At 74.5% G+C, this 25,018-nt stretch carries 20 protein-coding genes; 5 read left to right on the plus strand and 15 right to left on the minus strand.

The window, feature by feature from the left end; genetic code table 11:
- Position 1 precedes the first annotated feature (1 nt).
- From kdpB to ACQPYD_RS16865, 6 genes are all read right to left on the minus strand, one after another.
- On the minus strand, positions 2-2,164 hold the full coding sequence (kdpB, locus tag ACQPYD_RS16840; protein WP_433696550.1) for a potassium-transporting ATPase subunit KdpB: 2,163 nt from the start codon (positions 2,162-2,164) through the stop codon (positions 2-4).
- 6 nt (positions 2,165-2,170) lie between these two features.
- Complete coding sequence (gene kdpA / locus ACQPYD_RS16845) at positions 2,171-3,841, minus strand: potassium-transporting ATPase subunit KdpA (protein WP_433696551.1); 1,671 nt, start codon at positions 3,839-3,841, stop codon at positions 2,171-2,173.
- Positions 3,841-3,930 carry a potassium-transporting ATPase subunit F gene (locus ACQPYD_RS16850; RefSeq protein WP_433696552.1) on the minus strand — a complete coding sequence of 30 codons (90 nt, stop codon included), beginning with the start codon at positions 3,928-3,930 and terminating at the stop codon, positions 3,841-3,843. Before ACQPYD_RS16850 ends, kdpA begins: the two co-directional genes overlap by 1 nt.
- Positions 3,931-4,312: 382 nt before the next feature.
- Positions 4,313-5,761: an alanine/glycine:cation symporter family protein gene (locus tag ACQPYD_RS16855; RefSeq protein ID WP_433696553.1), complete on the minus strand. Its 1,449-nt coding sequence runs from the start codon at positions 5,759-5,761 to the stop codon at positions 4,313-4,315.
- Positions 5,762-6,151: 390 nt separating this feature from the next.
- Positions 6,152-7,429 (minus strand): GNAT family N-acetyltransferase, encoded by a 1,278-nt coding sequence (locus ACQPYD_RS16860; RefSeq protein ID WP_433696554.1) that lies wholly within the window; start codon positions 7,427-7,429, stop codon positions 6,152-6,154.
- A 35-nt stretch (positions 7,430-7,464) separates the two neighbouring features.
- Positions 7,465-8,739, minus strand: a complete 1,275-nt coding sequence (locus ACQPYD_RS16865) for a GNAT family N-acetyltransferase (protein WP_433696555.1) — start codon at positions 8,737-8,739, stop codon at positions 7,465-7,467.
- Positions 8,740-9,063: 324 nt separating this feature from the next.
- Here ACQPYD_RS16865 and ACQPYD_RS16870 point away from each other — a divergent pair, with 324 nt between their 5' ends.
- Complete coding sequence (locus ACQPYD_RS16870) at positions 9,064-10,092, plus strand: N-acetylglucosamine kinase (protein WP_433702076.1); 1,029 nt, start codon at positions 9,064-9,066, stop codon at positions 10,090-10,092.
- A 210-nt stretch (positions 10,093-10,302) separates the two neighbouring features.
- Positions 10,303-11,157: a siderophore-interacting protein gene (locus tag ACQPYD_RS16875; protein ID WP_433696556.1), complete on the plus strand. Its 855-nt coding sequence runs from the start codon at positions 10,303-10,305 to the stop codon at positions 11,155-11,157.
- A gap of 22 nt (positions 11,158-11,179) precedes the next feature.
- On the opposite strand, the gene ACQPYD_RS16880 is transcribed toward ACQPYD_RS16875, so the two are convergent.
- On the minus strand, positions 11,180-12,538 hold the full coding sequence (locus tag ACQPYD_RS16880; RefSeq protein WP_433696557.1) for a dihydrolipoyl dehydrogenase family protein: 1,359 nt from the start codon (positions 12,536-12,538) through the stop codon (positions 11,180-11,182).
- Between the two features lie 303 nt (positions 12,539-12,841).
- Between ACQPYD_RS16880 and ACQPYD_RS16885 the strand changes: the two genes are divergently transcribed.
- Complete coding sequence (locus ACQPYD_RS16885; protein WP_330159290.1) at positions 12,842-13,474, plus strand: trimeric intracellular cation channel family protein; 633 nt, start codon at positions 12,842-12,844, stop codon at positions 13,472-13,474.
- Positions 13,475-13,705: 231 nt separating this feature from the next.
- Here ACQPYD_RS16885 and ACQPYD_RS16890 read toward each other — a convergent pair whose 3' ends face one another.
- Positions 13,706-14,626, minus strand: a complete 921-nt coding sequence (locus ACQPYD_RS16890) for a LysR substrate-binding domain-containing protein (protein ID WP_330159300.1) — start codon at positions 14,624-14,626, stop codon at positions 13,706-13,708.
- 99 nt (positions 14,627-14,725) lie between these two features.
- Between ACQPYD_RS16890 and ACQPYD_RS16895 the strand changes: the two genes are divergently transcribed.
- Positions 14,726-15,655, plus strand: a complete 930-nt coding sequence (locus ACQPYD_RS16895; RefSeq protein ID WP_433696558.1) for a threonine/serine dehydratase — start codon at positions 14,726-14,728, stop codon at positions 15,653-15,655.
- 147 nt (positions 15,656-15,802) lie between these two features.
- Positions 15,803-16,471, plus strand: a complete 669-nt coding sequence (locus ACQPYD_RS16900; protein WP_402910829.1) for a lysophospholipid acyltransferase family protein — start codon at positions 15,803-15,805, stop codon at positions 16,469-16,471.
- 467 nt (positions 16,472-16,938) lie between these two features.
- Here the strand turns inward: ACQPYD_RS16900 and ACQPYD_RS16905 are convergent, their stop codons facing one another.
- From ACQPYD_RS16905 to ACQPYD_RS16935, 7 genes are all read right to left on the minus strand, one after another.
- Complete coding sequence (locus ACQPYD_RS16905) at positions 16,939-18,066, minus strand: sodium:calcium antiporter (RefSeq protein ID WP_433696559.1); 1,128 nt, start codon at positions 18,064-18,066, stop codon at positions 16,939-16,941.
- 116 nt (positions 18,067-18,182) lie between these two features.
- Positions 18,183-20,273, minus strand: a complete 2,091-nt coding sequence (locus tag ACQPYD_RS16910; protein WP_433696560.1) for a xanthine dehydrogenase family protein molybdopterin-binding subunit — start codon at positions 20,271-20,273, stop codon at positions 18,183-18,185.
- Positions 20,270-21,262, minus strand: coding sequence for an FAD binding domain-containing protein (locus ACQPYD_RS16915; protein WP_433696561.1), 993 nt, complete (start codon positions 21,260-21,262; stop codon positions 20,270-20,272). Before ACQPYD_RS16915 ends, ACQPYD_RS16910 begins: the two co-directional genes overlap by 4 nt.
- A complete protein-coding gene (locus ACQPYD_RS16920; protein WP_433696562.1) occupies positions 21,259-21,777 on the minus strand; it encodes a 2Fe-2S iron-sulfur cluster-binding protein in 519 nt (172 codons plus the stop codon). Before ACQPYD_RS16920 ends, ACQPYD_RS16915 begins: the two co-directional genes overlap by 4 nt.
- Positions 21,778-22,006: 229 nt before the next feature.
- Positions 22,007-22,567 carry a TIGR03086 family metal-binding protein gene (locus tag ACQPYD_RS16925; protein ID WP_433696563.1) on the minus strand — a complete coding sequence of 187 codons (561 nt, stop codon included), beginning with the start codon at positions 22,565-22,567 and terminating at the stop codon, positions 22,007-22,009.
- A gap of 40 nt (positions 22,568-22,607) precedes the next feature.
- The gene (locus ACQPYD_RS16930) at positions 22,608-23,132 is read right to left on the minus strand and encodes a hypothetical protein (RefSeq protein WP_433696564.1); all 525 of its coding nucleotides are present in this window, start codon (positions 23,130-23,132) and stop codon (positions 22,608-22,610) included.
- A 196-nt stretch (positions 23,133-23,328) separates the two neighbouring features.
- Positions 23,329-24,816 (minus strand): MDR family MFS transporter, encoded by a 1,488-nt coding sequence (locus ACQPYD_RS16935; RefSeq protein ID WP_433696565.1) that lies wholly within the window; start codon positions 24,814-24,816, stop codon positions 23,329-23,331.
- Positions 24,817-25,018: the final 202 nt, after the last annotated feature.

The raw sequence follows: 25,018 nt of genomic DNA on the forward strand, positions 1-25,018 counted from the left end.
GTCAGAAACCGGGAAGAAGGCTGACGGCGAGGTCGATGAGTTTGATGCCGGCGAAGGGGGCCACCACTCCGCCGAGGCCGTAGACGAGCAGGTTGCGGCTGAGGATCTGCGGCGCGCGCAGGGGCCGGTACCGGACACCGCGCAGCGCGAGCGGGATGAGGACCACGATGATCACGGCGTTGAAGACGATCGCCGACATGATCGCGGACGCGGGGGAGGCCAGGCCCATGACGTTCAGCGCGCCCAGACCGGGGAAGACCCCGGCGAACATGGCCGGGATGACCGCGAAGTACTTGGCGATGTCGTTGGCGACGGAGAACGTGGTCAGCGCCCCCCGGGTGATGAGCAGCTGCTTGCCGATGCGGACCACGTCGATGAGCTTGGTGGGGTCCGAGTCCAGGTCCACCATGTTCCCGGCCTCCTTGGCCGCCGAGGTGCCGGTGTTCATCGCCACGCCGACGTCGGCCTGGGCCAGCGCGGGGGCGTCGTTGGTGCCGTCCCCGGTCATCGCGACGAGCCTGCCCCCCTGCTGCTCCCTGCGGATGAGGGCGAGTTTCTGCTCCGGGGTGGCCTCGGCGAGGAAGTCGTCCACCCCGGCCTCGGCGGCGATCGCCTTCGCCGTCAGGGGGTTGTCCCCGGTGACCATCACGGTGCGGATGCCCATCTCGCGGAGTTGCGCGAAGCGTTCGGCGATGCCCTCCTTGACCACGTCCTTGAGGTGGATCACGCCCAGCACGGCGGTGTGTCCCGAGGGCCTGCGCACCGCCACGACCAGCGGTGTGCCCCCGCTGTCGGAGATCCGTCCGACCCGGTCCTCCAGCTCCGTGCGGACGACGGGGCCCACGGGGCCCGTCTCCCGGACCCAGGCGAGCACCGCCGAGCCCGCGCCCTTGCGGATCCGGGTGCCGTCGGGCAGGTCGACGCCGCTCATCCGGGTCTGGGCGGTGAAGGGGACGACCTCGCCGGGTGACGCGGCGTCCACCACCACCCCTTCGGCGCGGGCGAGTTCCACCACGGAGGTGCCCTCGGGGGTGGGGTCGGCCAGGGAGGCCAGCGCCGCGGAGCGGACCAGGTCCGGCTTCCGCACGCCCTCCAGGGGCACGAACTCGCTGGCCCGCCGGTTGCCGTGGGTGATGGTGCCGGTCTTGTCCAGCAGCAGGGTGGTCACGTCGCCGGCGGCCTCGACGGCGCGGCCGGACATGGCCAGCACGTTGTGCTGCACGAGGCGGTCCATGCCGGCGATGCCGATGGCGGACAGCAGGGCGCCGATGGTGGTGGGGATCAGGCACACGAGCAGCGCGACCAGGACGGGGACGCTGACCGGCGCCCCGGCGTAGGAGGCGATCGGGTGCAGGGTGAGGGCGACGACCACGAAGACGACCGACAGGCTCGCCAACAGGATGTTGAGCGCGATCTCGTTGGGGGTCTTCTGCCGCTCGGCGCCCTCGACCAGGGCGATCATCCTGTCGACGAAGGTCTCCCCCGGCCTGGACGTGATGCGGACGACGATCCGGTCCGAGAGCACGCGGGTGCCGCCGGTGACGGCGCTGCGGTCGCCGCCGGACTCGCGCACCACGGGCGCGGACTCCCCGGTGATCGCCGACTCGTCCACCGAGGCGATGCCCCAGACGATGTCGCCGTCGCCGGGGACCGGTTCTCCCGCCGAGACGGCCACGACGTCCCCGGGAGCGAGGTCGGCCGAGGAGACGGGGCGTGTCCCGGTGTCCTCCGCGGAGGGGTCGGCCTCCGGGTCGTAGCCGACCACCAGGTTCGCCGCGGTACTGGTCCGGGTCCTGCGCAGGCTGTCGGCCTGGGCCCTGCCCCGGCCCTCGGCCACGGACTCGGCCAGGTTGGCGAAGACCACGGTCAGCCAGAGGCAGCCGGCGATCGCCCAGGTGAAGCCCGCCGGGATCGGCGAGCCCCCGGACGCCTCGGGGCCTCCGAGGAAGGGTTCGGCGACCGCCATGGCCGTGGTGAGCGCGGCCCCGACCTCGACGACGAACATGACGGGGTTGCGGTACATGATCCGCGGGTCGAGCTTGCGCAGCGCCCCGGGGAGCGCGGCGGCGACCTGGGCCGGTCCGAACGCCCTGCGGCGGGCCCCGGTCGCGGGGTCGGCGCTCGGCGGCGCCTCGGCGACGGGTGTGCGGGATGTCGTGGTCATGGTCGGTTACAGTCCTTCCGCCAGGGGGCCCAGCGCGAGCACGGGGAAGTAGGTCAGGGCGGTCACCACGACGGTGACGCCGATCAGCAGGCCGACGAACTGCGGTCTGTGTGTGGGCAGGGTGCCGCCGGTCGCGGGCGCCCTGTCCTGGGCGGCGAGTGCTCCGGCCAGGGCGAGGACGAACACGATCGGGACGAACCGTCCCAGCAGCATGGCGATGCCCAGCGCGGTGTTGAACCAGGGCGTGTCCGCGGTCAGCCCGGCGAAGGCCGAGCCGTTGTTGTTGGACGCCGACGTGAACGCGTACAGCACCTCGGACAGGCCGTGGAGGCCGGGGTTGAGGATCGACGTCGCCTCTACGCCGGCGCGGACGGCGGGCACGGCGAAGCTGAGCGCCGTACCCGCGAGGACCAGGGTCGGGGAGACGAGGATGTACAGGCTGGCGAGCTTGATCTCGCGCGGACCGATCCTCTTGCCGAGGTACTCCGGGGTGCGGCCGACCAGGAGGCCCCCGACGAAGACGGCCAGGAGGGCGAGCACCAGCATCCCGTAGAGGCCGGAGCCGACCCCGCCGGGCGCGACCTCGCCGAGCATCATGTTGACCATCGGCACCATGCCGCCGAGGGCGGTGTAGGAGTCGAACATCGAGTTGACCGCGCCGGTCGAGGTCAGGGTGCTCGCCGAGCCGAACAGGGCGGAGGCGATGACGCCGAACCGCTGCTCCTTGCCCTCCAGAGCCGCTCCGGCGGCCTCGGGCGCCGCTCCGGCGCCGTTCAGCTCCAGGGCGGTGAGGGCGGTGAGGGAGACCGCGAAGATCGCCGCCATGGCGGCGAGGACGGCGTAGCCCTGCCGGTGGTCTCCGACCATCCGGCCGAAGGTGCGCGGCAGCGAGAACGGGATCGCCAGCATGAGGACGATCTCGAACAGGTTGGTCCACGGCGAGGGGTTCTCGAACGGGTGCGCGGAGTTCGCGTTGAAGTAGCCGCCGCCGTTCGTGCCCAGGAGCTTGACCGCCTCCTGGGAGGCCGCCGTTCCGCCGGGGATCGTCTGCGTCGCGCCGACGAGGGTCCGGACCTCGGTGGGGCCGCCGAGGTTCTGGACGACACCGCCCGCGATCAGGACCACGGCCGCGACCAGGGAGATCGGCAGGAGGATGCGCAGCGTCGCGCGGGTGAGGTCGACCCAGAAGTTGCCGATCGTGCCCGACCGGCGGTGCGCCAGTCCGCGGACCAGGGCGACGGCGACCGCGAGGCCCGCGGCGGCCGAGACGAAGTTCTGGACGGCCAGCCCGCCGAACTGCACGAGGTGGCCCATGGTCAGTTCCGGCGAGTACGACTGCCAGTTGGTGTTCGTCACGAACGACGCGGCGGTGCTGAACGCGAGCCCCTCGGAGACGGGCGGCAGCCCGAGCGAGAGGGGCAGGAACGCCTGGAGCCGCTGGAGCAGGTACAGGAACAGCAGGCCGACCGCGGAGAAGGCGAGCACCCCGCGCAGGTACGCCTGCCACGACTGCCCGGACGCGGGGTCCACTCCGATGAGCCGGTAGAAGCCCCGCTCGACCGCGAGGTCGCGGGGGGAGGTGAAGACGCGCGCCATGTACTCGCCGAGGGGCCGGTACAGCAGGGCGAGGACCAGCGCGACGGCGGCGGCGGGGAGGACCGCGAGGAGGACGGCCATCAGAACCGCTCCGGTTCGACGAGGGCGTACACGAGGTAGGCGACCGCGGCCGCCGCGAGCGCGGCCGCGAGGAGGTCGAAGGCGATCACAGCTTCGCGACCCCCCGGCCGATCACGCCGACCAGCGCGAAAGCGGCGAGCGCGATGAGCACGTAGACGACGTCGAGCACGGTGCGACTCCCTGGGGTGAAGGATGTGCCCCTCTGTCCGGGGCACGGGCCTCGAAGGCCTGAAACCCATACAAAACCCCTGGAACTGCGCTGATGCCGCTCCTAACGGCTTCCATGCGGAACCGGTGGTGAATCCTCACGGCATCCATGCGGACCGCCGCGGTGCGGGACGGGGGCCGGCCCCCGTCCCGCACGGCACCTCCCCGGCGGAGCCGTGTCCCCGCGCTCCCGGAACACGGAACGGGGGCGCGGTACCGACCGCGCCCCCGTTCACCCCGTCCGGATCCGCTCCGGCGCCCCCGTCACTGCTGACGGGCGTCCACCAGGTCGGGTTTCTTCCAGTCCGGGTCCGAGAAGTACTTCTTGGTCTCCGCGACGATGACCCCGCTGAGCACCAGCAGGCCGATGAGGTTGGGGACCGCCATCAGGCCGTTGGCCGCGTCGCTGAACGCCCAGGCGATGCTGAGGTCGGTCGTGGCGCCGACGTACACGACGAGGACGAACACGATGCGGAACGGGATGACCGCCTTGCGGCCGACCAGGTAGTCCAGGCAGCGCTCACCGTAGTAGGACCAGCCGACCAGCGTGGTGAAGGCGAAGAACATGAGGCTGATCGCCACGATGGCGCCGCCGACCGGTGCCAGGCCCGGCGAGATGGAGCCCAGGGCCTCGCTCATGGCCCAGTTGGTCATCAGGGCGCCGTCGCCCGTGTCCGCCTCGGCGTGCCAGGCGCCGGTGACGATGATCACCAGGCCCGTCATCGTCACGACGATGATGGTGTCGATGAAGGTCTGGGTCATGGAGACCATCGCCTGGCGGACCGGGTGCGCGGTCTTGGCCGCGGCGGCGGCGATGCCGCCGGTGCCCAGGCCCGACTCGTTCGAGAACATGCCGCGCGCCATGCCCTGCTGCATCGCGAGGATGAACGCCGAGCCCAGGAACCCTCCGACCGCGGAGGTGCCGGTGAAGGCGTCGGTGAAGATCAGGGCGATGGCCGCCGGGATCTCGGTGACGTAGACGGCCAGGACCACGAGGGCGGCCAGGACGTAGGCGATGATCATGAACGGCACGACGCCGGCGGCGAAGCGGCCGATGCTCTTGATGCCGCCGAGGATGACCGCGGCGACCAGCAGGACCATGACGATCCCGGAGAGCCAGGTCGGCACGCCGAAGGTCGAGTCGAGCTGGCCGGCGACGGCGTTGGCCTGCGTCATGTTGCCGATGCCGAAGGAGGCCACGGCGCCGAAGAGCGCGAACAGGGTGCCGAGCACCAGGCCGAGTCTCGCCCCGCCGCTGCCGGGGCCGAACTTCTCGGCGAACCCGTGGCGCAGGTAGAACATCGGGCCGCCGCTCATCTCGCCCTTGGAGTCGGGGCGGCGGTACTTCACGCCGAGCAGGGCCTCGCTGTACTTGGTGGCCATGCCCAGGACGCCGGTGACCCACATCCAGAAGAGGGCTCCGGGTCCTCCGACGCCGATCGCCAGGGCCACGCCCGCGATGTTGCCGACGCCGACGGTGGCCGCGAGGGCGGTGCTGAGCGCCTGGTAGTGGGAGATGTCGCCCTTGGCCTGGCCGCCCTCGGTGCGGCGGATCAGAGCCAGCCACAGCGCGTGCCCGAGCACGCGGAACTGGAGCCCGCCCAGCCTGATGGTGAGGTAGACGCCCACGATCAGGAGCAGGGGTATCAGGAAGAACGGTCCCCACACGAAGGAAACGACGGCGTCCAGGATCGCCTGGATCGTATCGGTCATCAGAGTGTGTCTCCCTGTCGTCGATGGGTGGGCGCCCCCGGCGGACCGGAGGCGGGTCCGAAGGCGTGCACGGAAGCGTTACAGGTGACGGTTACATCCGTGTCACGTGTTCCTGCCGCTACGGTCTCTGCTCGCGCGCCGCGCCGCCCGCACCGCGGTCCCCGGCCGTCCGGAGGGCCGGGCGGCGCCGCCGCGGCGACCAGTATCCCGCTCCCGGGGCGCGAAAACGCGCCCACGCGCGGCGGGGCGCCGGGACGGTCCGCGGCGGCGGGCCGTGGAGCCCCGGGGCGGGGCGCGCCCCGTCCCGTGCCCGTCGGAGCGGCGGGAGGGGGACCTGCGTGCCGGTCCGCTCCCCGTGGCGGGAGCGGGCCGGCCCGGGGGAGGCGACGGTCAGAAGATGCGACCGCAGAACGGGGCGTCCGCCCGGTGCAGGGCCGCGTCCAGGCCGGCCACGGCGCCAGGGGTGTGCTCGGTGAGCAGTCCCGCGCGCAGGTACCCCTCCAGGGAGGTCTGCCCCAGGTAGGCGGCGCCCAGGTGCGACACGTCCAGGGAGACGTCCGGGGCGTCCTGTACGGCCTCCACCCGGGCTCCCCCGCGGTCGGCGCCGATCCTCCAGCGGCCGGCGTTCCACGGCGCGTGGCGGTCGGCGACCTCCACCACCGCCTCCACCGGGGTCGCGTAGGAGCGCTCGGCGAGCGCCCCCTGCACGTCCACCAGCCGCATCCACAGGGACGTGTAGAGCGTGGGGACGACCCGGTCCCTGTCCACGACCAGGTGGCGCAGCGGGTTGTCCTCCGCCAGGAAGTCGAACTTGACCCTGCTCGTCAGGTCGCGGTTGAACAGGTGCTCGAACAGGGCCGTCCAGGCGGCGGGGGCGGTCGCCAGGACCTCCTCGACGTGCACCTCGCCCCCGGCCCCGTCGTCCGCCCACCTGCTCTGGGTGCGGTAGAGGGCGTATCCCAGGGGGCCCTCCGGCCCGCTCACGACGGCGGCCAGCCTCGGGCTCTTCCCGCCGCGGGAGCCGGGCTCGTCCCGCAGGATCCTGTCCCACCAGTGGCTTCCGCGCTGGAACTGGCCGACCTGGACCGCCGCCACCTCGCGGTGCACGCGCGCGAGGTCGTCGCGGACCCGGGCCGCATCGGCGAGCCGGACACGCAGGGCGGGGTCCCGGGGCGCGTCCGGGCGCAGCACGCCGTACTGGCGCTGGACGGCCGTCTCCATCTCGGTCGCGGCCGGGCCGTAGCCGAAGCGGCCGTAGATGGCCCCCTCCGAGGCCCACAGGGCCGCGTACCTGCCGCCGGAGGCGCGGATGCCGGCCAGCTGCCGGCGCATCAGCGCGCTGAGCACGCCCCTGCGCCGGTAGGTGGGCCACACGCCCACGGCGGTGATCCCCGCGACCGCACGGGGCCCGCCGGGCAGCGCCATCTCGAAGGGGAAGTGGTTGGTGGCGCCCACGACCTCCTCCGCGTCCCCCTCCCCGTCGACCGCGACGAGGACGCGGTCGTAGCCGACGGCGTCGTGGAAGGGGAGGGCGCGCTCCGCCATCGTGTCCTGGTCGTCGCCCGCGAGGAGGGCCTCGCCCACGACCCTGAGCACTTGGGGGAACTCGTCCCGGTCGGTGCCGCGCACGGTCCACGCGGCTCTCTCGGTCTCGGGGTTCTCTGTCATGCCGGTGCTACCGTTCTCCGTGTCTTCGCGGTCGGTCAGAAGTCCGTGGTGCACAGGGGTGCGCGGGGCACGTGCAGCGCGGTGTCCAGGCGGGCGGCCGCTCCCGGCGCGTGCTCCACGGCCAGGCCCGCGTCCACGAAGGCGGTCAGGGAGCCGCCCCCCAGGTACACGGCGCCCAGGTGGGACGCGTCCAGGGTCAGGTCGGGGGCCGCGTCGGCCGCCGCCTCGGCGCGGGCCTCCCCGCCGCCGGCCCTGAGCCGCCAGCGCCCGGCGTTCCAGGGGGCGAACCGGTCGGTGACCTCCAGGACGGTGTCCAGGGTGGTGGCGTAGGAGCGTTCGGCCAGGGCTCCGGGCAGGTCCACCAGGCGCACCCACAGGGAGTCGAAGTCCCTGCGCGCCAGTCGGCGCGGGTCGGCCAGCAGCACGGTGAGGATGTCGTCCTCGGCGAGGTTGTCCAGGTGGGCCGAGGAGGCCAGGTCCCTGGAGAACAGGTGGTCGTACAGGGCGACCCTGGCCCGGGCCGTGGCCGCGACGGTCTCCCGGACCCGGACCTCCCCCGTGGGGAGGCGGTCCTCCCACTTGTGCAGGACGCGGTAGAGGGCGTAGCCCTCGGCCCCGTCGGGGCCGCGCACGACGGCGGCGCGCAGCGGCCCGGCGCCCCGGCGGTCCCGCTCCTCGTCGTGCAGGAGCCATCCCCACCAGCCGGGCTTGCGGAGGATGTGGCCGTTGCGGGCGGAGGCCGCCCGGCGGTGCAGCTCCTCGAGCTCGCCGCGGACGGACCCCGGTTCGGTGAGGTCGACGGTGAGGGCCGGGTCGCGCGGGGCCCCGGGGCGCAGCGCGGCGTGGGCGAGCTGGACGGAGGCCTCGAACTGCCGGACGGCCGGGCCGTAGCCGAAGCGGCCGTAGATCGTGCCCTCCGAGGACCAGAGGACCGCGAGCTTCTCGCCGCGCTCGCGGATGTCCGCCAGCTGCCGGCGCATCAGCGCGCTGAGCACGCCCCTGCGCCGGTACGTGGGCCACACGCCCACGGCGGTGATCCCCGCGGCCCGGCGCGGGCCTCCGGGCACGGTGAGGGTGAGCGAGTACGCCATGGTGGTGCCGATGATCCGCTCACCGTCCAGGGCGACCAGGGCGCGGTCGTACTCCGCGCTGGGGAAGTCCCGCTCCTCGTGGAGGAGCTTCTCCACCGGCAGGCCGATGGCCTCCGAGAAGACCGCCGCGAACTCGGGGTACTCCTGCTCCGTGCTTCTGCGCACGGCCCATCCTGGATCGTCGTTGCGGGGGGGAACGGGGTGGTGAGCGCCTGCCATGGGCCGACCCTCTCAGCCTCGCCCGGCGCGGCGCCACTGGTTTTTCCGCGTGTCGGCGCGATCGTCCCCCGGCGGGCGGGCGCTCCCCGCCGGCCCGACCGCTCCCCCGCGTCCCGCGCCCCTCCGGGGCCGCGGGACGGGGACGACCGGCGCGGGGCGGCCGCGCACGGCCTCCGGCGCCGCGGCCGTCGTCCACAGGCGCGGGACCGAGGAGTAACCCGCGGCCCCAGGGGGCACTCCTACCGTGTGAAACGTACGACCCCTCCCCTCAGGACCCCGTCCGACCACCCGCCCCGCGACGGTCGGCACAGACTCGTGGTGGGGGTGGACGCGGGCGGCACCGCCACCCGCGCACTGGTCACCACCCTGGCCGGCGAGCGCCTGGGCCGGGCCCGGACCGGGGGAGCCAACCCCAACGCCCACGGCGCCGACACGGCCGCCGACCGGCTCGCCGAGGCGATCGCGGGGGCCCTGGACCAGGCCGGCCGGGGGGCGCGCGACGCGGTGGCCTCCGTGGTGGTGGGCCTGGCCGGGGTCTCCGCGCTCCGCGACGCGGGCGTGCGCGCGCGGATGGAGCGCGCCCTGGGCGAGGCCGGACCGGCCGTCGGCCGGGGCGTCTTCACCGGGGACGACGAGGTGGCCTTCGCCGCCGGGACCCCGTCCGCGCACGGCACGGTGCTGATCGCCGGGACCGGGGCGATCGCCACCCGGATCGACGACCGCCGTCGGACCCGGTCCGCGGACGGCATGGGGTGGCTGATCGGCGACGACGGCTCGGCGTTCTGGATCGGGCACCACGCGGCCAAGGAGACGGCGCGGCAGCTGTCCCTCGGCGGCGACCTCAGCCCGCTGGCCCGGGCGGTGGCCAAACGCGTCATCCCCGGCCAGAGGCCGGTGGACGGGGAGTCCCACATACCCCAGGAGCACGCCAGGAACTTCGCCCGGACCCTGACCGCGGCGCCCCCGATCGCACTCGCCGCGCTCGCGCCGCTGGTCAGCGAGGCGTACGCGTTGGGCGACCCGGCGGCCGAGGTGATCGTGAACGCCGCCGCCGGGCACCTGGCGCACTCGGTGCACCAGGTGCGCAACCCCGGCGAGTGCCTGCCCGTGGTGCTGGCGGGCGGCGTGCTCGCGCATTCGGAACCGGTGCGGTCGGCGCTCACCCGCAAGCTGACGATGGGCACCGCCGGGTCGGAGGTCGTCGCGGCCGGGTGCACGGAGGGCGGAGCGGCCTGGCTGGCCGCCCTGCGGGCCGGTGCGTCGGACGGGGACCGCGAGCTGCACGGGACGTTCACCCGGCCCGCCCCGGGCGGGGGCGCCGACCGCGGCAGGGACCGCACCGACGCGGCGTAGGGTCAGGCCCTCCGGGCCCGCACGGGCGGCGCAGGGGGACGCGTGACGGGCGGTCGCGCGTCCCGGCCCCCGCGCGGGAACGTCCGCGAGGCTCCGGCCCGGCCCCGGACCGGCCCTGTGGTTCGCGGCGGTTTGCCCTGTTGGCGCAGGGTGCCCTACCGTGTGAGGTGGTTAGGCTTACCTAACCCACGACGCGAGAACGGGGACACCATGGCAGAGCGGCGGGAACGTCCGAAGAGGACCGTCCACACGGGACGGGTGGAGTCGGTCGAGCAGCTGACGCCGCACATGGTCCGGGTCGTGTTCGGCGGTGGCGGACTCTCCTCGTTCGCGACCGGGGACCACACCGACAGCTACGTCAAGCTCCTGTTCCCGCCGCCCGCCCCGGGCGACCCGGAACCCCTCGACGTGGACCGGATCCGCGCCGAGCGCCCCCGCGAGGAGTGGCCGGTCACCCGCACCTACACCGTGCGCGCCTGGGACCCCGACTCCCTTCGGCTGACCATCGACTTCGTCCACCACGGCAGCTCCGGCCTGGCCGGGGCCTGGGCGGCGGGCGCCTCGCACGGCGACCGGCTGTGCATGCTGGGGCCGGGCGGCGGCTACTCCCCCGACCCCGGCGCCGACTGGCACCTGCTGGCCGGGGACGAGAGCGCCCTTCCCGCCATCGCCGCCTCCGTGGAGCGGCTTCCGGTCGGCCGCACCGCGCACGTGTTCGTCGAGGTCCAGGGGCCCGAGGAGGAGCACAAGCTCGACGCCCACGACGACGTCCACGTGCACTGGCTGCACCGCGGGGACAGGCCCGTCGGGTCCCTCCTGGTCCCGGCCGTGCGCGCGCTCGACCTCCCCGAGGGCGCCGTGCACGCGTTCGTGCACGGCGAGGCGGGGTTCGTCCGCGACCTGCGCCGCCTCCTGCGCGTCGAGTACGGGCTGGCCAAGGAGAGCCTGTCCATCTCCGGCTACTGGCGCCTGGGCCGCGACGAGGACGGCTGGCAGGCCTCCAAGGCCGAGTGGAACCGCAGCGTGGAGGCCGAGGAGGAGGCCACCCTGGCCTCCTCCGGCTGACGCCGCGGCCCCGGTCCGGCCGCTACGCCTCCAGCTTCTCCAGCGCGATCAGGTAGGCCTCGTTGAAGGTCGGGAACTGGGGGATGGAGTCGAGCAGGGTCGCCACCGGGATCCCGGCCCGGATCGCCAGCGCGGCGGTGTGGATCCACTCCGACGCCATCGGCCCGAACGCCCACGCGCCGACCAGGACCCCGCGCCCGCGGTCGGCGACCAGCCCGAGCGTGCCGCGCGGGTCGGTCCCGTAGGTCCAGGGCCGGGCCAGGGTCTCGGGCAGGTCGGCCTCGGCGGTGACCGCGTCGATCCCCCGCTCCACCGCCTGCCGGGCGGTGAGCCCCACCGCCGCGATCTCGGGCTCGGAGAAGATCACGCGGGGGACCGCCGTGTAGTCGGCGGTGCGCTCCGTGCCCAGGATGTTGTCGGCGACGACGCGCCCCTGGTACTTGGCCACGTGGGTGAACATCGACACCCCGGTCGCGTCGCCGATGCCCCACAGGCCCGGCTCCGCCCGGCAGCGGTCGTCCACCGGCAGGCCACTCCGGTCCGTGCGCACGCCGGCCTCCTCCAGCCCGAGGCCGTCGGTCCGGGGCCGGCGCCCGGTGGCGAGCACCACCACGTCGGCGCGGACGCGCTCGCCGTTGTCGAGGGTGGCGAGCACGCCGTCTCCGTCCCTGGCCACCGAGGCGACCTGGGTCCCCAGGTGCACGGAGATGCCGTCGCGGGCGAACTGGTCGCCGATCAGCTCGCACAGCCGCGGTTCCTCGCGGTCCACCAGGCGGGGCCCGCGCTGGACCACCGTCACCGCGGCGCCCATCCGGGACAGGAACTGCCCCAGTTCGACGCCGACGGCGCTGCCCCCGACCACGAGGGCGCTGCGGGGGATCTCCGTGAGGGTGGTGGCCTCCCGGTTGGTCCACACCATGGACCGGTCCAGGGCGTCGAGGCCGTCGATCGGCGGGCGCACGGCCGAGGACCCGGTGGCGACGACCACGTGGTCGGCGGTGAGTTCGGTGTCCCCCACCGCCACGCGCCACGGGTCGCGGCCGATCACGCGCCCCTCCCCCTTGAACACCAGCGCGCCCTGGTCCCGGTACCCCCGGACCTGCGCGGAGTCGTCCAGGTGGCGGATCATCTTGTCGCGGTACTCGCGCAGCCGGGGCCAGTCGAGGTCCGGCCGGGAGACGCCCGCCGCGCCGGCGGCCTCCGCGCGCACCTCCGGGGGCCGCAGCAGCACCTTGGTGGGGATGCAGGCGTAGTAGCCGCACTCGCCGCCGACGAGTTCGCGCTCGACGACGGCGACCCGCCTGCCCGCCTCGAGCAGACGGCTCGCGACCGTCTCGCCGCCCGGTCCCATGCCGATGATGATCGCGTCCAGGTGTTCCATGTGCCTCGTTCCGCCCGCAGCCCGGTGGGTCAACCACGATGGTGGCCCCTGTCCGGGGTGCGGGGAAGGTCCGACACGCGGCTATTCCACGGGTTCGCGCCTCCGGAACCGCGCGGGCGGCGCGGAAGCGGCCCGCACGCGCGGGGCGGACGGCCGCGGACGCGCACGGGGAGCGCGGTCCGGCGGAGCGCCCGCGTGCGGCGCGTCACCCCCCGAACGGGCCGTGCGCGGTCCGGGGCGTGATGGAATTGCAGGTCGTCACCCGGTCCGATCCGGAAGGAACCGCCTCCCCGGCGCATCCCCATGTCCACGCAGAGCCTCCTCCTCGTCCTCGACCTCGTCGGCATCCTGGCGTTCGCCGTCGACGGGGCCCTGACGGCCATCCGCACCGCCCGGGTGGACATCGTCGGTGTGCTGTCCCTCGGCCTGGTCACCGCCATCGGCGGCGGCGTCATCCGCGACGTCCTGCTGGGGGTGACCCCGGCGACCTTCCAGGACTGGCGCTACATCACGACCGCGCTCGTCGGCGGCACGCTGGCCTTCTTCCTCAGCCGCCAGCTGACGCACCTGTCCAGGCCGATCCTGCTGTTCGACGCGGCCGGCCTGAGCCTGTTCGCGGTGATCGGCGCGACCAAGGCGCAGGAGATGGGGTTCGGCCCGCTCCAGGCGGTCCTGCTCGGCGCGATCACCGGGGTCGGCGGCGGCACCGTCCGCGACGTGCTGCTCAACCGCGTACCGACCGTGCTCAGCGCCAACTCGCACCTGTACGCCATCCCGGCGATGCTCGGCGCCGCGTTCGTCGTGCTCGCGAACGTGGCCGGGTTCGGCACGGGCCTGGTCGCGGTCGTCGGCGCCCTGGTCTGCTTCACCGTGCGGATCCTCGCGCTGCGGTACCGGTGGAACGCCCCCCTGCCGCCCGGTGCGCCGCCGCTGTGACCCCCGCCCCGGCACCGGTCCCCGGCCGCCCCGCACGTCCGCGGACGGGGCGCGGGCCCCGGCACCCGTGTGCGCGGCGGAGGGTCCGGGGCGCACGCACGACCCTGGCCCCCTGGCCGTCGGCGCCCGTCGTGCGGGACCCCGCACGCGTGCGTGCCGACGGGCCGGGCGCTCGGCCGGGCGGGGGGCGAGCCCCGCGGGCACGCGTGCGCGCCGACGGCCGTCGCCTCCTCAGGGGAGTTCCGGTGTCGCCCCCAGGGCACGGTCCGCCACCTCGCGCAGCATCGTGACCATGGCGTGGACGGGCCCGGTCGGCCGCCGCCGGTGGACGGCGTAGATCTCCCTGGCCAGGCGGGCGTCGCGCAGGGGGCGGCTCACCCTGCGCCCGGGGCGCGCGGCGCCCAGGATGCTGCTGGGCACGAGCGCCACACCGACCCCGGCCTCGATGAGCGCGAGGGCGACCTCGTAGTCGCGGGTCTCGTAGGCCACGGTCAGGCGGACCCCGGCGGCGGCCGCCGCGGTGTCCAGGCTGACGCGGTTGTGGATCCCGGGCGCCCCGCAGATCCACTCCTCGTCGGCCAGGTCCGCCAGCCCCAGGTCGTGGTCGCCGAGGGGGTGCCCGGTGGGGGCGACCGCGAGCAGCGGGTCGACGAGGACGCGTTCGCGGTGCAGGCCGCCGGCCCGCGGCAGGGGCACGCCCGGGTAGCGGTGCGTGACGAGCAGGTCCAGCTCGCCGGAGGCGACCAGGCCGTACCCTCCGGGCGGCTCGATGTCGGACAGGGACAGCCGCACGTGCGGGTGCTCGCGGCCGAAGGCGGCGAGGGTGGCGGGCAGCAGGACCTTGCCCGCGCTGGCGAAGGCCCCCAGGGACAGGCGGTCGGGGACCACCCCCGCGAACGCGCGGACGGCGGTCTCGGCGTCGCGCAGCTCGCCCAGGACACGTTCCCCGTGGGCGAGCAGCACCCGCCCCGCCTCGGTGAGGGTGGCCCCCGTGCGTCCGCGCTCGACCAGTGCGCAGCCGACCTCGCGCTCGAGCTTGGTGAGCTGCTGGGAGAGGGCGGGCGGGGTGAACGACAGGCGCTCGGCCGCGGCGGCGATGGATCCCGCGTGCGCGATCTCCACGAGCACGCGCAGCCGGTTGGCGTCCAGCACGGCGACCATCCCCCAAACGACATCCGGTACAAAGTTCTGCTTACTGATCTTTAGCAGACCCAACTTTAAGTTAATCGTCAGTAGCGGCAGAGTGGAGCCATGAGCCCCACGACCGCGCACGCCGCGCGCACGCCCACGGCCACCGACGTCCGCGCGGCGGCGGAGCGCATCGCGCCCTACGCCCGACGGACCCCCGTGCTGCACACCGAGGTGGACGGCCGTCCGCTGTCCCTGAAACTGGAGCACCTCCAGCTCACGGGCGCGTTCAAGCTGCGCGGGGCCCTCAACGCGCTGCTCGGCGGGGAGCCGACCGGGCGCGTCATCACCGCCTCCGGCGGCAACCACGGGCTGGGCGTGGCGACCGCCGCGCGGCTGCTGGGCCTGCACGCCACGGTGTACGTGCCCGAGACCGTCCCCGAGGCCAAGGCGGCGCCCCTGGCCGCCACCGGGGCCGAGATCGTCCGCCTGGGCGAGCACTACGCCGTGGCCGCCGAGGCCGCCAGGGCCCGCGCGGAGGCGGAGGGCGTGCGCTACCTCCACGCCTTCGACGACGCCCTGGTCGTCGCGGGCCAGGGCACGATCGGCCTGGAGATCGCCACGGACGCGCCCGAGTGCGACACGATCGCGGTCGCGGTCGGCGGGGGCGGGCTCGCCGCCGGCGTGCGTCTGGGGGCGGGCGGACGCGAGGTCGTGGGCGTGGAGCCCGAGGGCTGCCAGAGCCTGCACGCCGCGCTGGCGGCGGGCCGGCCCGTGCAGACCCCGGTGGACTCGGTGGCCGCCTCCGCCCTGGGCGCGTCCGTCCTGGGCCGCGTGCCGTTCGAGGTGCTGCGCACCGCCCCGGTGACCCCGGCGCTCGTGGACGACGCCGAGATCGTCGCGGCGCAGGACCGCCTGTGGCAGGAGTTCCGGATCGCCACCGAACCGGCGGCGGCGGTGCCCTTCGCCGCCTGGCTCGCCGGGCGGGTCCCCGGGGAGCGGCCCTGCCTGGTCGTGTGCGGCGCCAACGCGGACTGGAGGCGCGTCGGCTGACGGGCCGGGGCAGCGGAGCCGCTCCGTCCCCGGGCTCCGCCGCGCGAAGCGGTGACCTGGGGCACCCGGGTGACCCGGTGCCGATGTTACCGACCGGTCGCCCTTACATTGGATCCGGCATCCGACCAATCTCGTGAGGGAGACCACGTGCTCTATGGTGCGTTCAGGCAGTCTGCGTCGGTACTCGCGCGCACCCTGTGCCGCCCGACCATCCTGGGCCGTGAGAACGTCCCCGCCACCGGCGCGGTCCTGCTCGCCAGCAACCACCTGTCGTTCGTGGACAGCATCATCATCCCGCTGTCGGTCACGCAGCGCCCGGTGCGCTTCCTCGCCAAGTCGGACTACTTCGAGGGCTCCGGCGTCAAGGGCCGCCTGACCAAGGCCGTGTTCTCCTCGCTGGGCGCCATGCCGGTGAAGCGCTCCGACGCACGCGGCGCCATGATGTCGCTGGAGCTGATGCTGGACCGCCTGCGCGAGGGCGAGGCGTGCGTGATCTACCCCGAGGGGTCCCGCTCGCGCGACGGACGCCTCTACCGGGGCCGGACCGGTGTGGGGCACCTGGCGATGGAGTCCAAGGCCCCCGTCGTACCGGTGGCGCTGTCGGGCACCCAGGACGTGCAGCCGGTGGGGGCGTCCATGCCGCGTCCGCGCCCCTTCACCATCCGCTTCGGCGAACCCCTGGACTTCTCCTCCGGCTACGACCACCTCGCTCCGGGCAAGGCCCGCAGGGTGATCGCCGACCAGGTCATGGACGCCATCCAGGCGATGTCCGGCCAGGAGCGCGCCGAGAGGTACAACTCCCACAGCGGCGGCTAGCGGGTCCCGGCCGACTCCTCCTCCCTTCCCGTGTGCGCACGGCACCGCCCTTCCGGCGGTGCCGTGCGCACACGGGTTTTCCGTGGGTGGACGACGACTCCGCGTGCGTGTCGAAACACGGGTTCCCGGGGCCCGATCCCCGGGCGATCGGAGCGGGCGGGGCGTTTCCCGGGACCGAGGCCCTCGCCGTTCCCGGATTTCCCGAAGTTTTTTTCTGGAATCGCACACCGCGCGTCCCGGAATGTGGTCACCTAGGGTCATGGAAGCCGACGGCGCACCTGCGGGCCGTACCGGTTCTCCTCCCCGGACGAGGGCCGGGGACCGCTGACCCTCTCCCCAGTTCGGCCCCCGGCGCCCCCTCCGGGGGCCGACTCCCAGCCGCCTACCTCCTGCGGGCGGGGCGCCGGGCGGGTTTCCCGCCCGGCGCCCTCCGGACTGCCCCTCGGCGGGCGGCCGGCGGACCCGCCTCAGAAGGCCAGCACACCGACGATCCCCGCGTACACGGCGATCAGCAGCACGCCCTCGAAGCCGATCCGACCCCATCCGCGCGCCTGGCGGACGATGAGCCCGGCGAGGAGCACCACCGTCATCAGCAGCGCACCGCAGGTGAGGAAGAGCTCGTCGGTTCCCGCGACGTGGAACAGCGACCCCGAACGGTAGAAGACGTCGCCCACCGCCAGGTTGAGCACGTCCAGGCTGTTGCCGCCGATGATCGCCGCCACGGCCAGCGTCATGGCGCCCCGCCGGACGGCGGCGACCGCCGCGACCGTCTCGGGCAGGGCGTTGACCGCGCCCATCGCCACCGCGCCGACGAGTCCCGCGCTGAGCCCGGTGGACTCCACGACGACGACCGCCGCCTCAGCCAGGGCCCATCCGCCCACGGCCACGACGGTGCCGACCAGTGCGAAACCCGCCCACAGGGAGGCCGTGCTCCCGGCCCCCTCGCCCGCCGGGGTGTCCGCGCGGAGGGCGTCCACGGGCCCGCTCCCCGCGGAACCGCCACCGGAGCCGGGCGCCGGGGCGCCGCCGGAGGCGCCGGACCCGCCGGGGACGTCCACCACCGTCTCCCGCGTGTGCACGGCGCGCCACATCGGGTGCGCGCCCTCGTGGTGGATCAGCCGGAGCCCGCCCGCGTAGAAGGCGACGAGGACGACCGAGGCCGGGTGGACCCCCAGCACCGTCACGTCGGGCCCGAAGCCGGACATCAGGGCCAGGGACAGCATCCCGATCAGCAGGCAGCAGAAGAGCAGGTTCGCCGACGACGCCGCGGCGTGCTCCAGGTTGGCGCGGCGGTGGAAGAAGTCGGCCACCGCCAGCGCGAGGGTCTGCGCGGCGATCCCCCCGACGGCGTTGCTGTAGGCCAGTCCCGGCTGGTCCGCGGCGGCGCTCACCGCCGTCATCACGATCCCCGACAGGGACGTGGCCAGGCCGAAGAAGACCGCGCCGAAGACGGCCTCCCCCCACCCCGTGCGGTCCGCGAGGACGTCTCCGAGGGTGGCCATCCTGACGCTGGCCACCACGGTCACCGCGGCCACCAGGACGAAGATCGCGATACTCCAGCCCAGCGGCCACGGCGGTGCCACCGCTTCCACCATGTGCGTTCCCTCCCCGTGTCGGCGCACGGTCCCCGGCTACCCGCGGCGGGGCGCTCCAATCGGGCCCGCGCGCACGCGCGGGCCCGACGCCGGGGCGAGCCGCCCCTCCTCACAGGTCAGCGCAGGAAGAGGTCCGGGGTGAGGGGCAGGTTCCTGACCCGGACGCCGGTGGCGTGGTGGCAGGCGTTCGCGACGGCCGCCGCCGTGCCGACGATGCCGATCTCCCCCACGCCCCGCGAACCCAGGGGGCCCGCGTGCGGGTCCTCCCCCTCCAGCCAGTCGGCCTCCAGCCCGGACACGTCCGCGTGCACGGCGACGTGGTACTGGGCCAGGTCGTGGTTGACCACATGGCCGAAGGCGGGGTCGACCACGCTCTGCTCGTAGAGCGCCATCGACAGGCCCATGACCATCCCCCCGAGGAACTGCGAGCGCGCCGTGCGGGGGTTGACGATCCGGCCGACCGAGAACAGGCCCAGCATGCGCGGGACCCGGATCTCCCCCGTGTCGGCGTGCACCCGCGCCTCCACGAAGTGGGCGCCGAACGAGTACTGCGAGCAGCCCGGCGTCGCGGTGTCCTCGGGCGTGGTGCCGCGCGCGCTCGCGCCCGGCGCGGGAGCGTCGCCGTGTTCGGCCCTGAAGACCCGGGCCGCGGCGACCAGCGCCGCCCCCCAGGACGTGGTGCCGCTGGAGCCGCCCGCCACGGAGGCCTCCGGCAGGTCGGTGTCGCCGATGGAGACCACGACCTCCGACAGCGGGCGCCCCAGCGCGTCCGCGGCGATCTGGGTGAGGGCCGTCAGCGCTCCGGTGCCGATGTCGGCCGCGCCGATGCCGACGTGGTAGCGGCGGTCCTCGCCGTACCGGATCTCGGCCACCGACCCCGGGTTCACCATGTGCGGGTACATGGCGGAGGCGACCCCCGTGCCCACCAGCCAGTCGCCCTCGCGGCGGGCCCCCGGCGCGGGGTCGCGCCCGTGCCAGCCGAAGCGCTCGGCGCCCTCGCGCAGGCACCTGACGAGAGCCCGGTCCGACCAGGGCTCCCCCGTCGAGGGGTCGACCGGGGGTTCGTTGCGCAGGCGCAGCTCCACCGGGTCGACCCCGCACTCGTGGGCGAGCTCGTCCATGGCCGACTCCAGCGCGTACATCCCCGGCGCCTCGCCCGGGGCGCGCATCCAGAACGGGATGGGCGCGTCCAGGGGCGCCAGCCGGTGCGTGGTGCGCCGGTGGGGGGCGGCGTACATCATGCGGGTGCACACCCCGCTCTGCTCGGCGAACTCCTTGACCTTGGAGGTCTGCTCCACGACGTCGTGCACGACGGCGGCCAGGCGCCCGTCGCGGTCGGCCCCGAGCCGCAGCCTCTGGATGGTGGGCGTCCGGTAGCCGACCAGGCTGAACATCTGCTGCCTGGTCAGCGCGAACTTGACCGGGCGTCCGGGGACGGCGCGGGCCGCCATCGCGGCCAGGACGTTGTGCGCGTGCGCCGAGCCCTTGGACCCGAACCCTCCCCCGACGTACGGGGCGATCACCCTGACGCGCTCCGGGTCGAGGCCGAACACCCCGGCGACCGTCTGCCGGACGGGGTGCGCCCCCTGGGTGGAGTCGTAGAGGGTGAGACGGCCGCCCGCCTCGTCCCACAGGGCGACGGTGGTGTGCGGCTCCATGGGGTTGTTGTGCTCCATGGGCGTGCGGTACGTGCGGTCCACCACGACGGCCGCGCGGGCGAGCGCGGCGTCGGGGTCCCCCTGCTCGGTGTCCGCCTCGACACCGGTGTTGACCGCCTCCGGCCGGTACAGGCGCGGGTGGTCGGCGGTCAGCGTCACGTCGTGCGCGAGCGCCTCGTAGGCGACGTCCACCAGCCCGGCCGCCTCGCGGGCCGTCTCTGGCGTGTCGGCGACCACGGCCGCCACGAACTGGCCGCGGAAGGCCACTTCGTCGCTCTGGAGGACGGCGAACTCCCGGTCCTCGGTGTCGGCCAGCCGTTCGGCGTTGGCGGGCGTCAGGACGGCGCGCACCCCCGGGAGTTCCTCCGCCCGCGCGGTGTCCACGGCGCTGACCCGGCCCCGGGCGACGGTGGACAGGACCGGGCCCAGGTACAGCGGGTCGGTGAGGGCGTACTCGTAGGCGTAGGGTGCCAGGCCGGTGACCTTGGCCTCTCCCTCCAGGCGTGTCAGCGGACGCCCGACGGACGGCGTTCCCGGCGTGGTGGTCATCGTGCCTCCTCGGCGGTGAGGCCGCGCAGCGTGGACGCGAGCGTGTTGACGGCCATGGGGACCTTGAAGGCGTTGTCGCGCCCGGTGCGGGCGTCGGCGAGCTCGGCGCGGGCGGCCCCGCGGAACGCCTCCTCCGTCGCCGGACCGCCGATCAGCGCCTCCTCCGCGCGGTGGGCGCGCCAGGGGACGTGCGCCAGTCCGCCGAAGGCGATGCGCACGTCCGCGACCGTGCCGTCCACGACGTCGAGCGCGGCGGCCACCGACACCAGCGCGAACGCGTAGGAGGCGCGGTCGCGCACCTTGCGGTAGGCCGACCGTGCGGCCACCGGCAGGTGGGGCAGGTCGACCGCGGTGACCAGGTCTCCGTGTCCGAGGACGGTGTCGCGTTCGGGTTCGCTGCCGGGGAGCCGGTGCAGGCCCGGGATCGGCACGACGCGCTCCCCGCCGGGGCCGAGCACGCGCGCCTCGGCGCCCAGCGCGGCGAGCGCCACCGCCATGTCGGAGGGGTGGGTCGCCACGCAGTGGTCGGAGGCGCCGAGGACGGCGTTGTCGCGGCCGTGCCCCTCCAGGGCCGAGCAGCCCGTGCCGGGCTCGCGCTTGTTGCAGGGCGTGGTGGTGTCCTGGAAGTACGGGCAGCGGGTGCGCTGGAAGAGGTTCCCGCCGGTGGTGGCGGCGTTGCGCAGCTGCCCCGAGGCGCCGGCGAGCAGCGCGGCGGACAGGACCGGGTAGCGGCGGCGGACCGCCGGGTGGGCGGCCAGGTCGCTGTTGGGCACCGAGGCGCCGATCCTGAGCCCCCCGTCGGGGAGCTCCTCGACCCGGTTGCCGAGCAGGCCGCGCACGTCCACGAGCCGGGTGGGCGAGGCCACGCCGAGCTTCATGTGGTCGACCAGGTTGGTGCCGCCCGCGAGGTAGGCGGCGCCGGGGTCGTCGGCGACCAGGGCGACGGCGTCCGCGGGCCCGTCGGGCCGCGTGTAGTCGAAGGGCCTCACCGTGCCGCCTCCCTGATCGCGGCGACGATGTTGGTGTAGGCGCCGCACCGGCACAGGTTGCCGCTCATGCGCTCGCGGATCTCCTCGTCGTCCAGGCTCACCGGGGCGTCGAGGTCCGCGGTCGCGTGGCTGGGCCAGCCGGCCTCGGCCTCCCGCAGCATGCCCACGGCCGAGCAGACCTGGCCGGGGGTGCAGTAGCCGCACTGGAAGCCGTCGTGGTCGACGAAGGCGCGGGCCACGGGGTGGAGTTCCCCGCCGGGGGCGCCGTCCCCGCCCCCCAGACCGGCCGCGGTGGTGACGTCGGCGCCGTCGTGCGCGACCGCGAGCGCCAGGCAGGACAGGATGCGGCGCCCGTCCAGGAGGACGGTGCACGCTCCGCACTGCCCGTGGTCGCAGCCCTTCTTGGGCGAGGTCGCCTGCAGCCGGTCTCGCAGCGCGTCCAACAGTGTGGTGCGGGTGTCGACGGTGAGCCGGCGCTCCTCACCGTCGACCCGCAGGGTGATCGTGGCGTCCACCGGATGTGCCTTCCCCTCGTTGCCCCTCGTACGGCTCTCGTCCCAGTGTGTGACACGGGGGTGGCTCGGCGAAGCCGCCACGTCGGGGCGGCGCGGGACGGCTCGTGCCGCGCCCGGGGGCGCTCCGGAGTCGCCGGGGGCAGGGGCCGCGGCAGTCCGGCGGAGGGGCGGGCCCGTGGCCCCCGGGCCCGGGCGGCCGGGGGGGCGGCCACCGGGACCCGGGGGCCGCTCAGGGCGTGCGTCCGGTGAGCGCGATCAGGCGGTCCTGGGGCGTCGCGTCGGGGCCGACCGGGGTGGGCGCGTCGAACATCTGCCCCGGCCCGAAGTCCTGATCGGAGGCCCAGGCGTGGAGTTCCTTGGCCAGGTCGGGGTCGAGCGCCTCGTCCGCGCCGATCGCGCGGGCCAGGTCCCAGGCGTGGACCGCCAGGTCGAAGGTCATCTGCCAGAGGTAGACCTCGGCGGGCACGTCCCCGAAGGACAGGTGGACCGTGCGCTCCAGGGACGGCAGGCCGAGCCACGCCGTCCGGGCCTCCCGCGAGACCACCGCCCAGGTGGCCGCGGGCTCCTCACCCAGGTTGTCCCCGTCGAAACGGTCGCCGACGTCCTCCATCCGGGCCCCGCCCAGCAGGGGCGGGACCCACAGCTGCTCGGTGGCCAGGTGGTTGACCAGGTCGTGCACGTCCCAGTCAGTGCAGGGCGTGGGCCGGGCCCAGTCGGTGAGCCCGACCGCCCGGACCCGGCGGTCGAACTCCTCCAGCGCGGTGCCGTGCAGGTCGATCAGGCGTGCCATGTGCTTCCCCAGGGTCGGATGCGTGTTCTGCCCGGGTCACCTACCCGGAGCGGGTGCGGGCCGAACCCGCCCCCGGGAGGAGGCGCGGGCGGCCGGTCCGCCACGGGCCGGGTCCCCCGCCCCCGGCCGCGTCGCGGGCCCCCCGGCAGGCGGCCGCCGCGAGAGCGAGGGCGAGGCCGTCCTCGACGAGGGCGCCGACCCACGGGGGGAGTCCGCCGTCGGTCCACAGCTTCCGCCACCCGGACCCCGCGAGCGCGCCGAGGGGCGCGGCGGCGGCCGCGAGCACGGCGCCGACGACGACCGGTCGCGAGCGCTCCCGGGCCAGCACCGCGCCTCCGGCGGCCGCGCTGGCGGAGCGGGCGAGGAGGCTCGGCCAGGAGAGGCGGCTGGGGACGACGGGGGACTTGTCCGCGACGAACTCCCCGAGGACTCCCGCGGCGAGGATCACCCGCCGCCGCCCGGACGAGGCCGGCCACAGGGGTGCGGCCGTCCCGAGCGTGGAGCGCGCGCCCGCCGCCAGACCGAGCATCACGGCGCCGGCCGCGTGCGTTCGCGTCGTGCCCATGTCTCCCCCTCCGGTCCCGGCCGCCGGTGCACGGCCGCTCCGCACCGATTATCCAGGGGCGTCCCGGGGACGGGGCGCACGCGCCGCGGACGGCGCGGCGCGTGGAGGAGGGCGGGACCCGGGTCGGGGAGGGAGGACCCGCCGACACGGCGACGGCCGCGCACGGGAGCTCCCGTGCGCGGCCGTCGCGAGGTTCCTAGTGGGCGATCGGAGCGCCCTCCGAGGCGCCCGCCTCGACGCGGCGCACGAAGAAGGTCGCCGCGAAGGCCAGGACCGAGATCGTGGCCCCGAGGAGGAAGGCGACGTGGATGCCGCCGGCCTGGGCGCTGATCTCGGGGAGGCCGTCGGTGAGCAGGCTCGCCGAGCTGGCGGACATGACCGCGATGAACGTGGCGGTGCCCGCCGCGCCCGCGACCTGCTGCACCGTGCCGACCACGGCGCTGCCGTGCGAGTAGAGCTCGGGCTTGAGCGACCCGAGCGCGCCGGTGAGCAGCGGGGTGAACATGAAGCCCAGTCCGGCGCTCAGCAGGACGTGCGTGGCGACCACGAAGCCCAGCGGCGTCTCGGTGCCGAACAGCGTCATCGTCCAGAGCACCAGCGAGACGACCGCCGCACCCGGGATGACCAGCGGGCGCGGGCCGAAACGGTCGTAGAGGCGGCCGACCACCGGGGCGAGCAGGCCCATCGTCAGGCCGCCCGGCAGCAGGGTCAGGCCGGTGACGAGCGTGTCGTGCTGGAGGACGTTCTGCATGTAGAGCGGCAGCAGGATGAGCGTGCCGAACAGCGCCATGAAGCTGACCGCGACGAGGCCGATCGAGATCGAGAACTGACGCGAGCGGAACACGCGCAGGTCGAGCAGGGCGCGGTCGCCGCGCTGGAGGCGCAGCTGCCGCCACACGAACAGCACCAGTGCCACGGCGCCGCCGCCGATCGCGACCCACGGGGGCACGATCGCGGTGGCGTGGCCCTCGCCGAGGCTGGAGAACCCGTAGACGAGGCCGCCGAACGCGAACGCGGACACCAGGACCGAGAGGAGGTCGATGCTGGCGTGGCGGGGCTCGGTGACGTTGCGGATGAACAGCGAGCCGAGGACCAGGCCGATGAGGGCGATGGGCAGGACGAGGCCGAACATCCAGCGCCAGTCCAGGGCGCTGAGGATGAAGCCGGCGAGTGTGGGGCCGACCGCGGGGGCGACCGCCATGACGATGGAGATGTTGCCCATGGTGCGGCCGCGGCGGTCCGGCGGCACGAGGTTCAGCACGGTCGTCATGAGCAGCGGCATCATGATCGCCGTGCCGACGGCCTGGACGACCCGGCCCGCCAGGAGGAGCCCGAACCCCGGCGCGAGGAAGCAGATCAGCGTGCCGATGCTGAACAGCGTCATGGCCGCCATGAACACCTGGCGGAGGTGGAACCGCTGGAGCAGGAACCCGGTCGCCGGGATGACCACGGCCATCACGAGCATGAACGCCGAGGTCAGCCACTGCCCGGTGGAGACGGAGATCCCGAGGTCCCTGTTGAGCGCGGGAAGCGCCACGCCCATGATCGTCTCGTTCAGGATCACGACGAACGCCGAGACGAGGAGCAGCGGGATGACGAGGCGGTCGGCGGTGCGCGGCTCCGCTCCGCCGCTGCTGCCGGCCGAGTTCTCCTCGGCCACTGATGGATTGTGCTGCCCGGTCACTGGTGTCCTCGCGTCGTCGTGTGGGTGGTCGTGTCGTGGAACGGGACAAGGTCCGCGGGGGACGTGTTCGGACCCGCCCAGAGGTACACCAACCTCCCATGGGACCGGGACATTCCCGATCCTACGGGACGGGGCCCATTTACTTCTGTGTTCCAGATCATGGACCGTCCGGGAACCTTCGGAGGCCGTTCCGCGTGCCGGG

The organism is Nocardiopsis sp. CA-288880, from assembly GCF_050955985.1.
In the GTDB taxonomy this organism is placed as follows: domain Bacteria; phylum Actinomycetota; class Actinomycetes; order Streptosporangiales; family Streptosporangiaceae; genus Nocardiopsis; species Nocardiopsis tropica.

Excerpts from the sequence above, each read along its gene's own strand:
- kdpB (WP_433696550.1), bottom strand. The coding sequence starts at position 2,164 with ATGACCACGACATCCCGCACACCCGTCGCCGAGGCGCCGCCGAGCGCC.
- kdpA (WP_433696551.1), bottom strand. The coding sequence starts at position 3,841 with ATGGCCGTCCTCCTCGCGGTCCTCCCCGCCGCCGCCGTCGCGCTGGTC.
- ACQPYD_RS16855 (WP_433696553.1), bottom strand. The coding sequence starts at position 5,761 with ATGACCGATACGATCCAGGCGATCCTGGACGCCGTCGTTTCCTTCGTG.
- ACQPYD_RS16860 (WP_433696554.1), bottom strand. The coding sequence starts at position 7,429 with ATGACAGAGAACCCCGAGACCGAGAGAGCCGCGTGGACCGTGCGCGGC.
- ACQPYD_RS16865 (WP_433696555.1), bottom strand. The coding sequence starts at position 8,739 with ATGGCAGGCGCTCACCACCCCGTTCCCCCCCGCAACGACGATCCAGGA.
- ACQPYD_RS16875 (WP_433696556.1), top strand. The coding sequence starts at position 10,303 with ATGGCAGAGCGGCGGGAACGTCCGAAGAGGACCGTCCACACGGGACGG.
- ACQPYD_RS16880 (WP_433696557.1), bottom strand. The coding sequence starts at position 12,538 with ATGGAACACCTGGACGCGATCATCATCGGCATGGGACCGGGCGGCGAG.
- ACQPYD_RS16885 (WP_330159290.1), top strand. The coding sequence starts at position 12,842 with ATGTCCACGCAGAGCCTCCTCCTCGTCCTCGACCTCGTCGGCATCCTG.
- ACQPYD_RS16895 (WP_433696558.1), top strand. The coding sequence starts at position 14,726 with ATGAGCCCCACGACCGCGCACGCCGCGCGCACGCCCACGGCCACCGAC.
- ACQPYD_RS16905 (WP_433696559.1), bottom strand. The coding sequence starts at position 18,066 with ATGGTGGAAGCGGTGGCACCGCCGTGGCCGCTGGGCTGGAGTATCGCG.
- ACQPYD_RS16910 (WP_433696560.1), bottom strand. The coding sequence starts at position 20,273 with ATGACCACCACGCCGGGAACGCCGTCCGTCGGGCGTCCGCTGACACGC.
- ACQPYD_RS16925 (WP_433696563.1), bottom strand. The coding sequence starts at position 22,567 with ATGGCACGCCTGATCGACCTGCACGGCACCGCGCTGGAGGAGTTCGAC.
- ACQPYD_RS16930 (WP_433696564.1), bottom strand. The coding sequence starts at position 23,132 with ATGGGCACGACGCGAACGCACGCGGCCGGCGCCGTGATGCTCGGTCTG.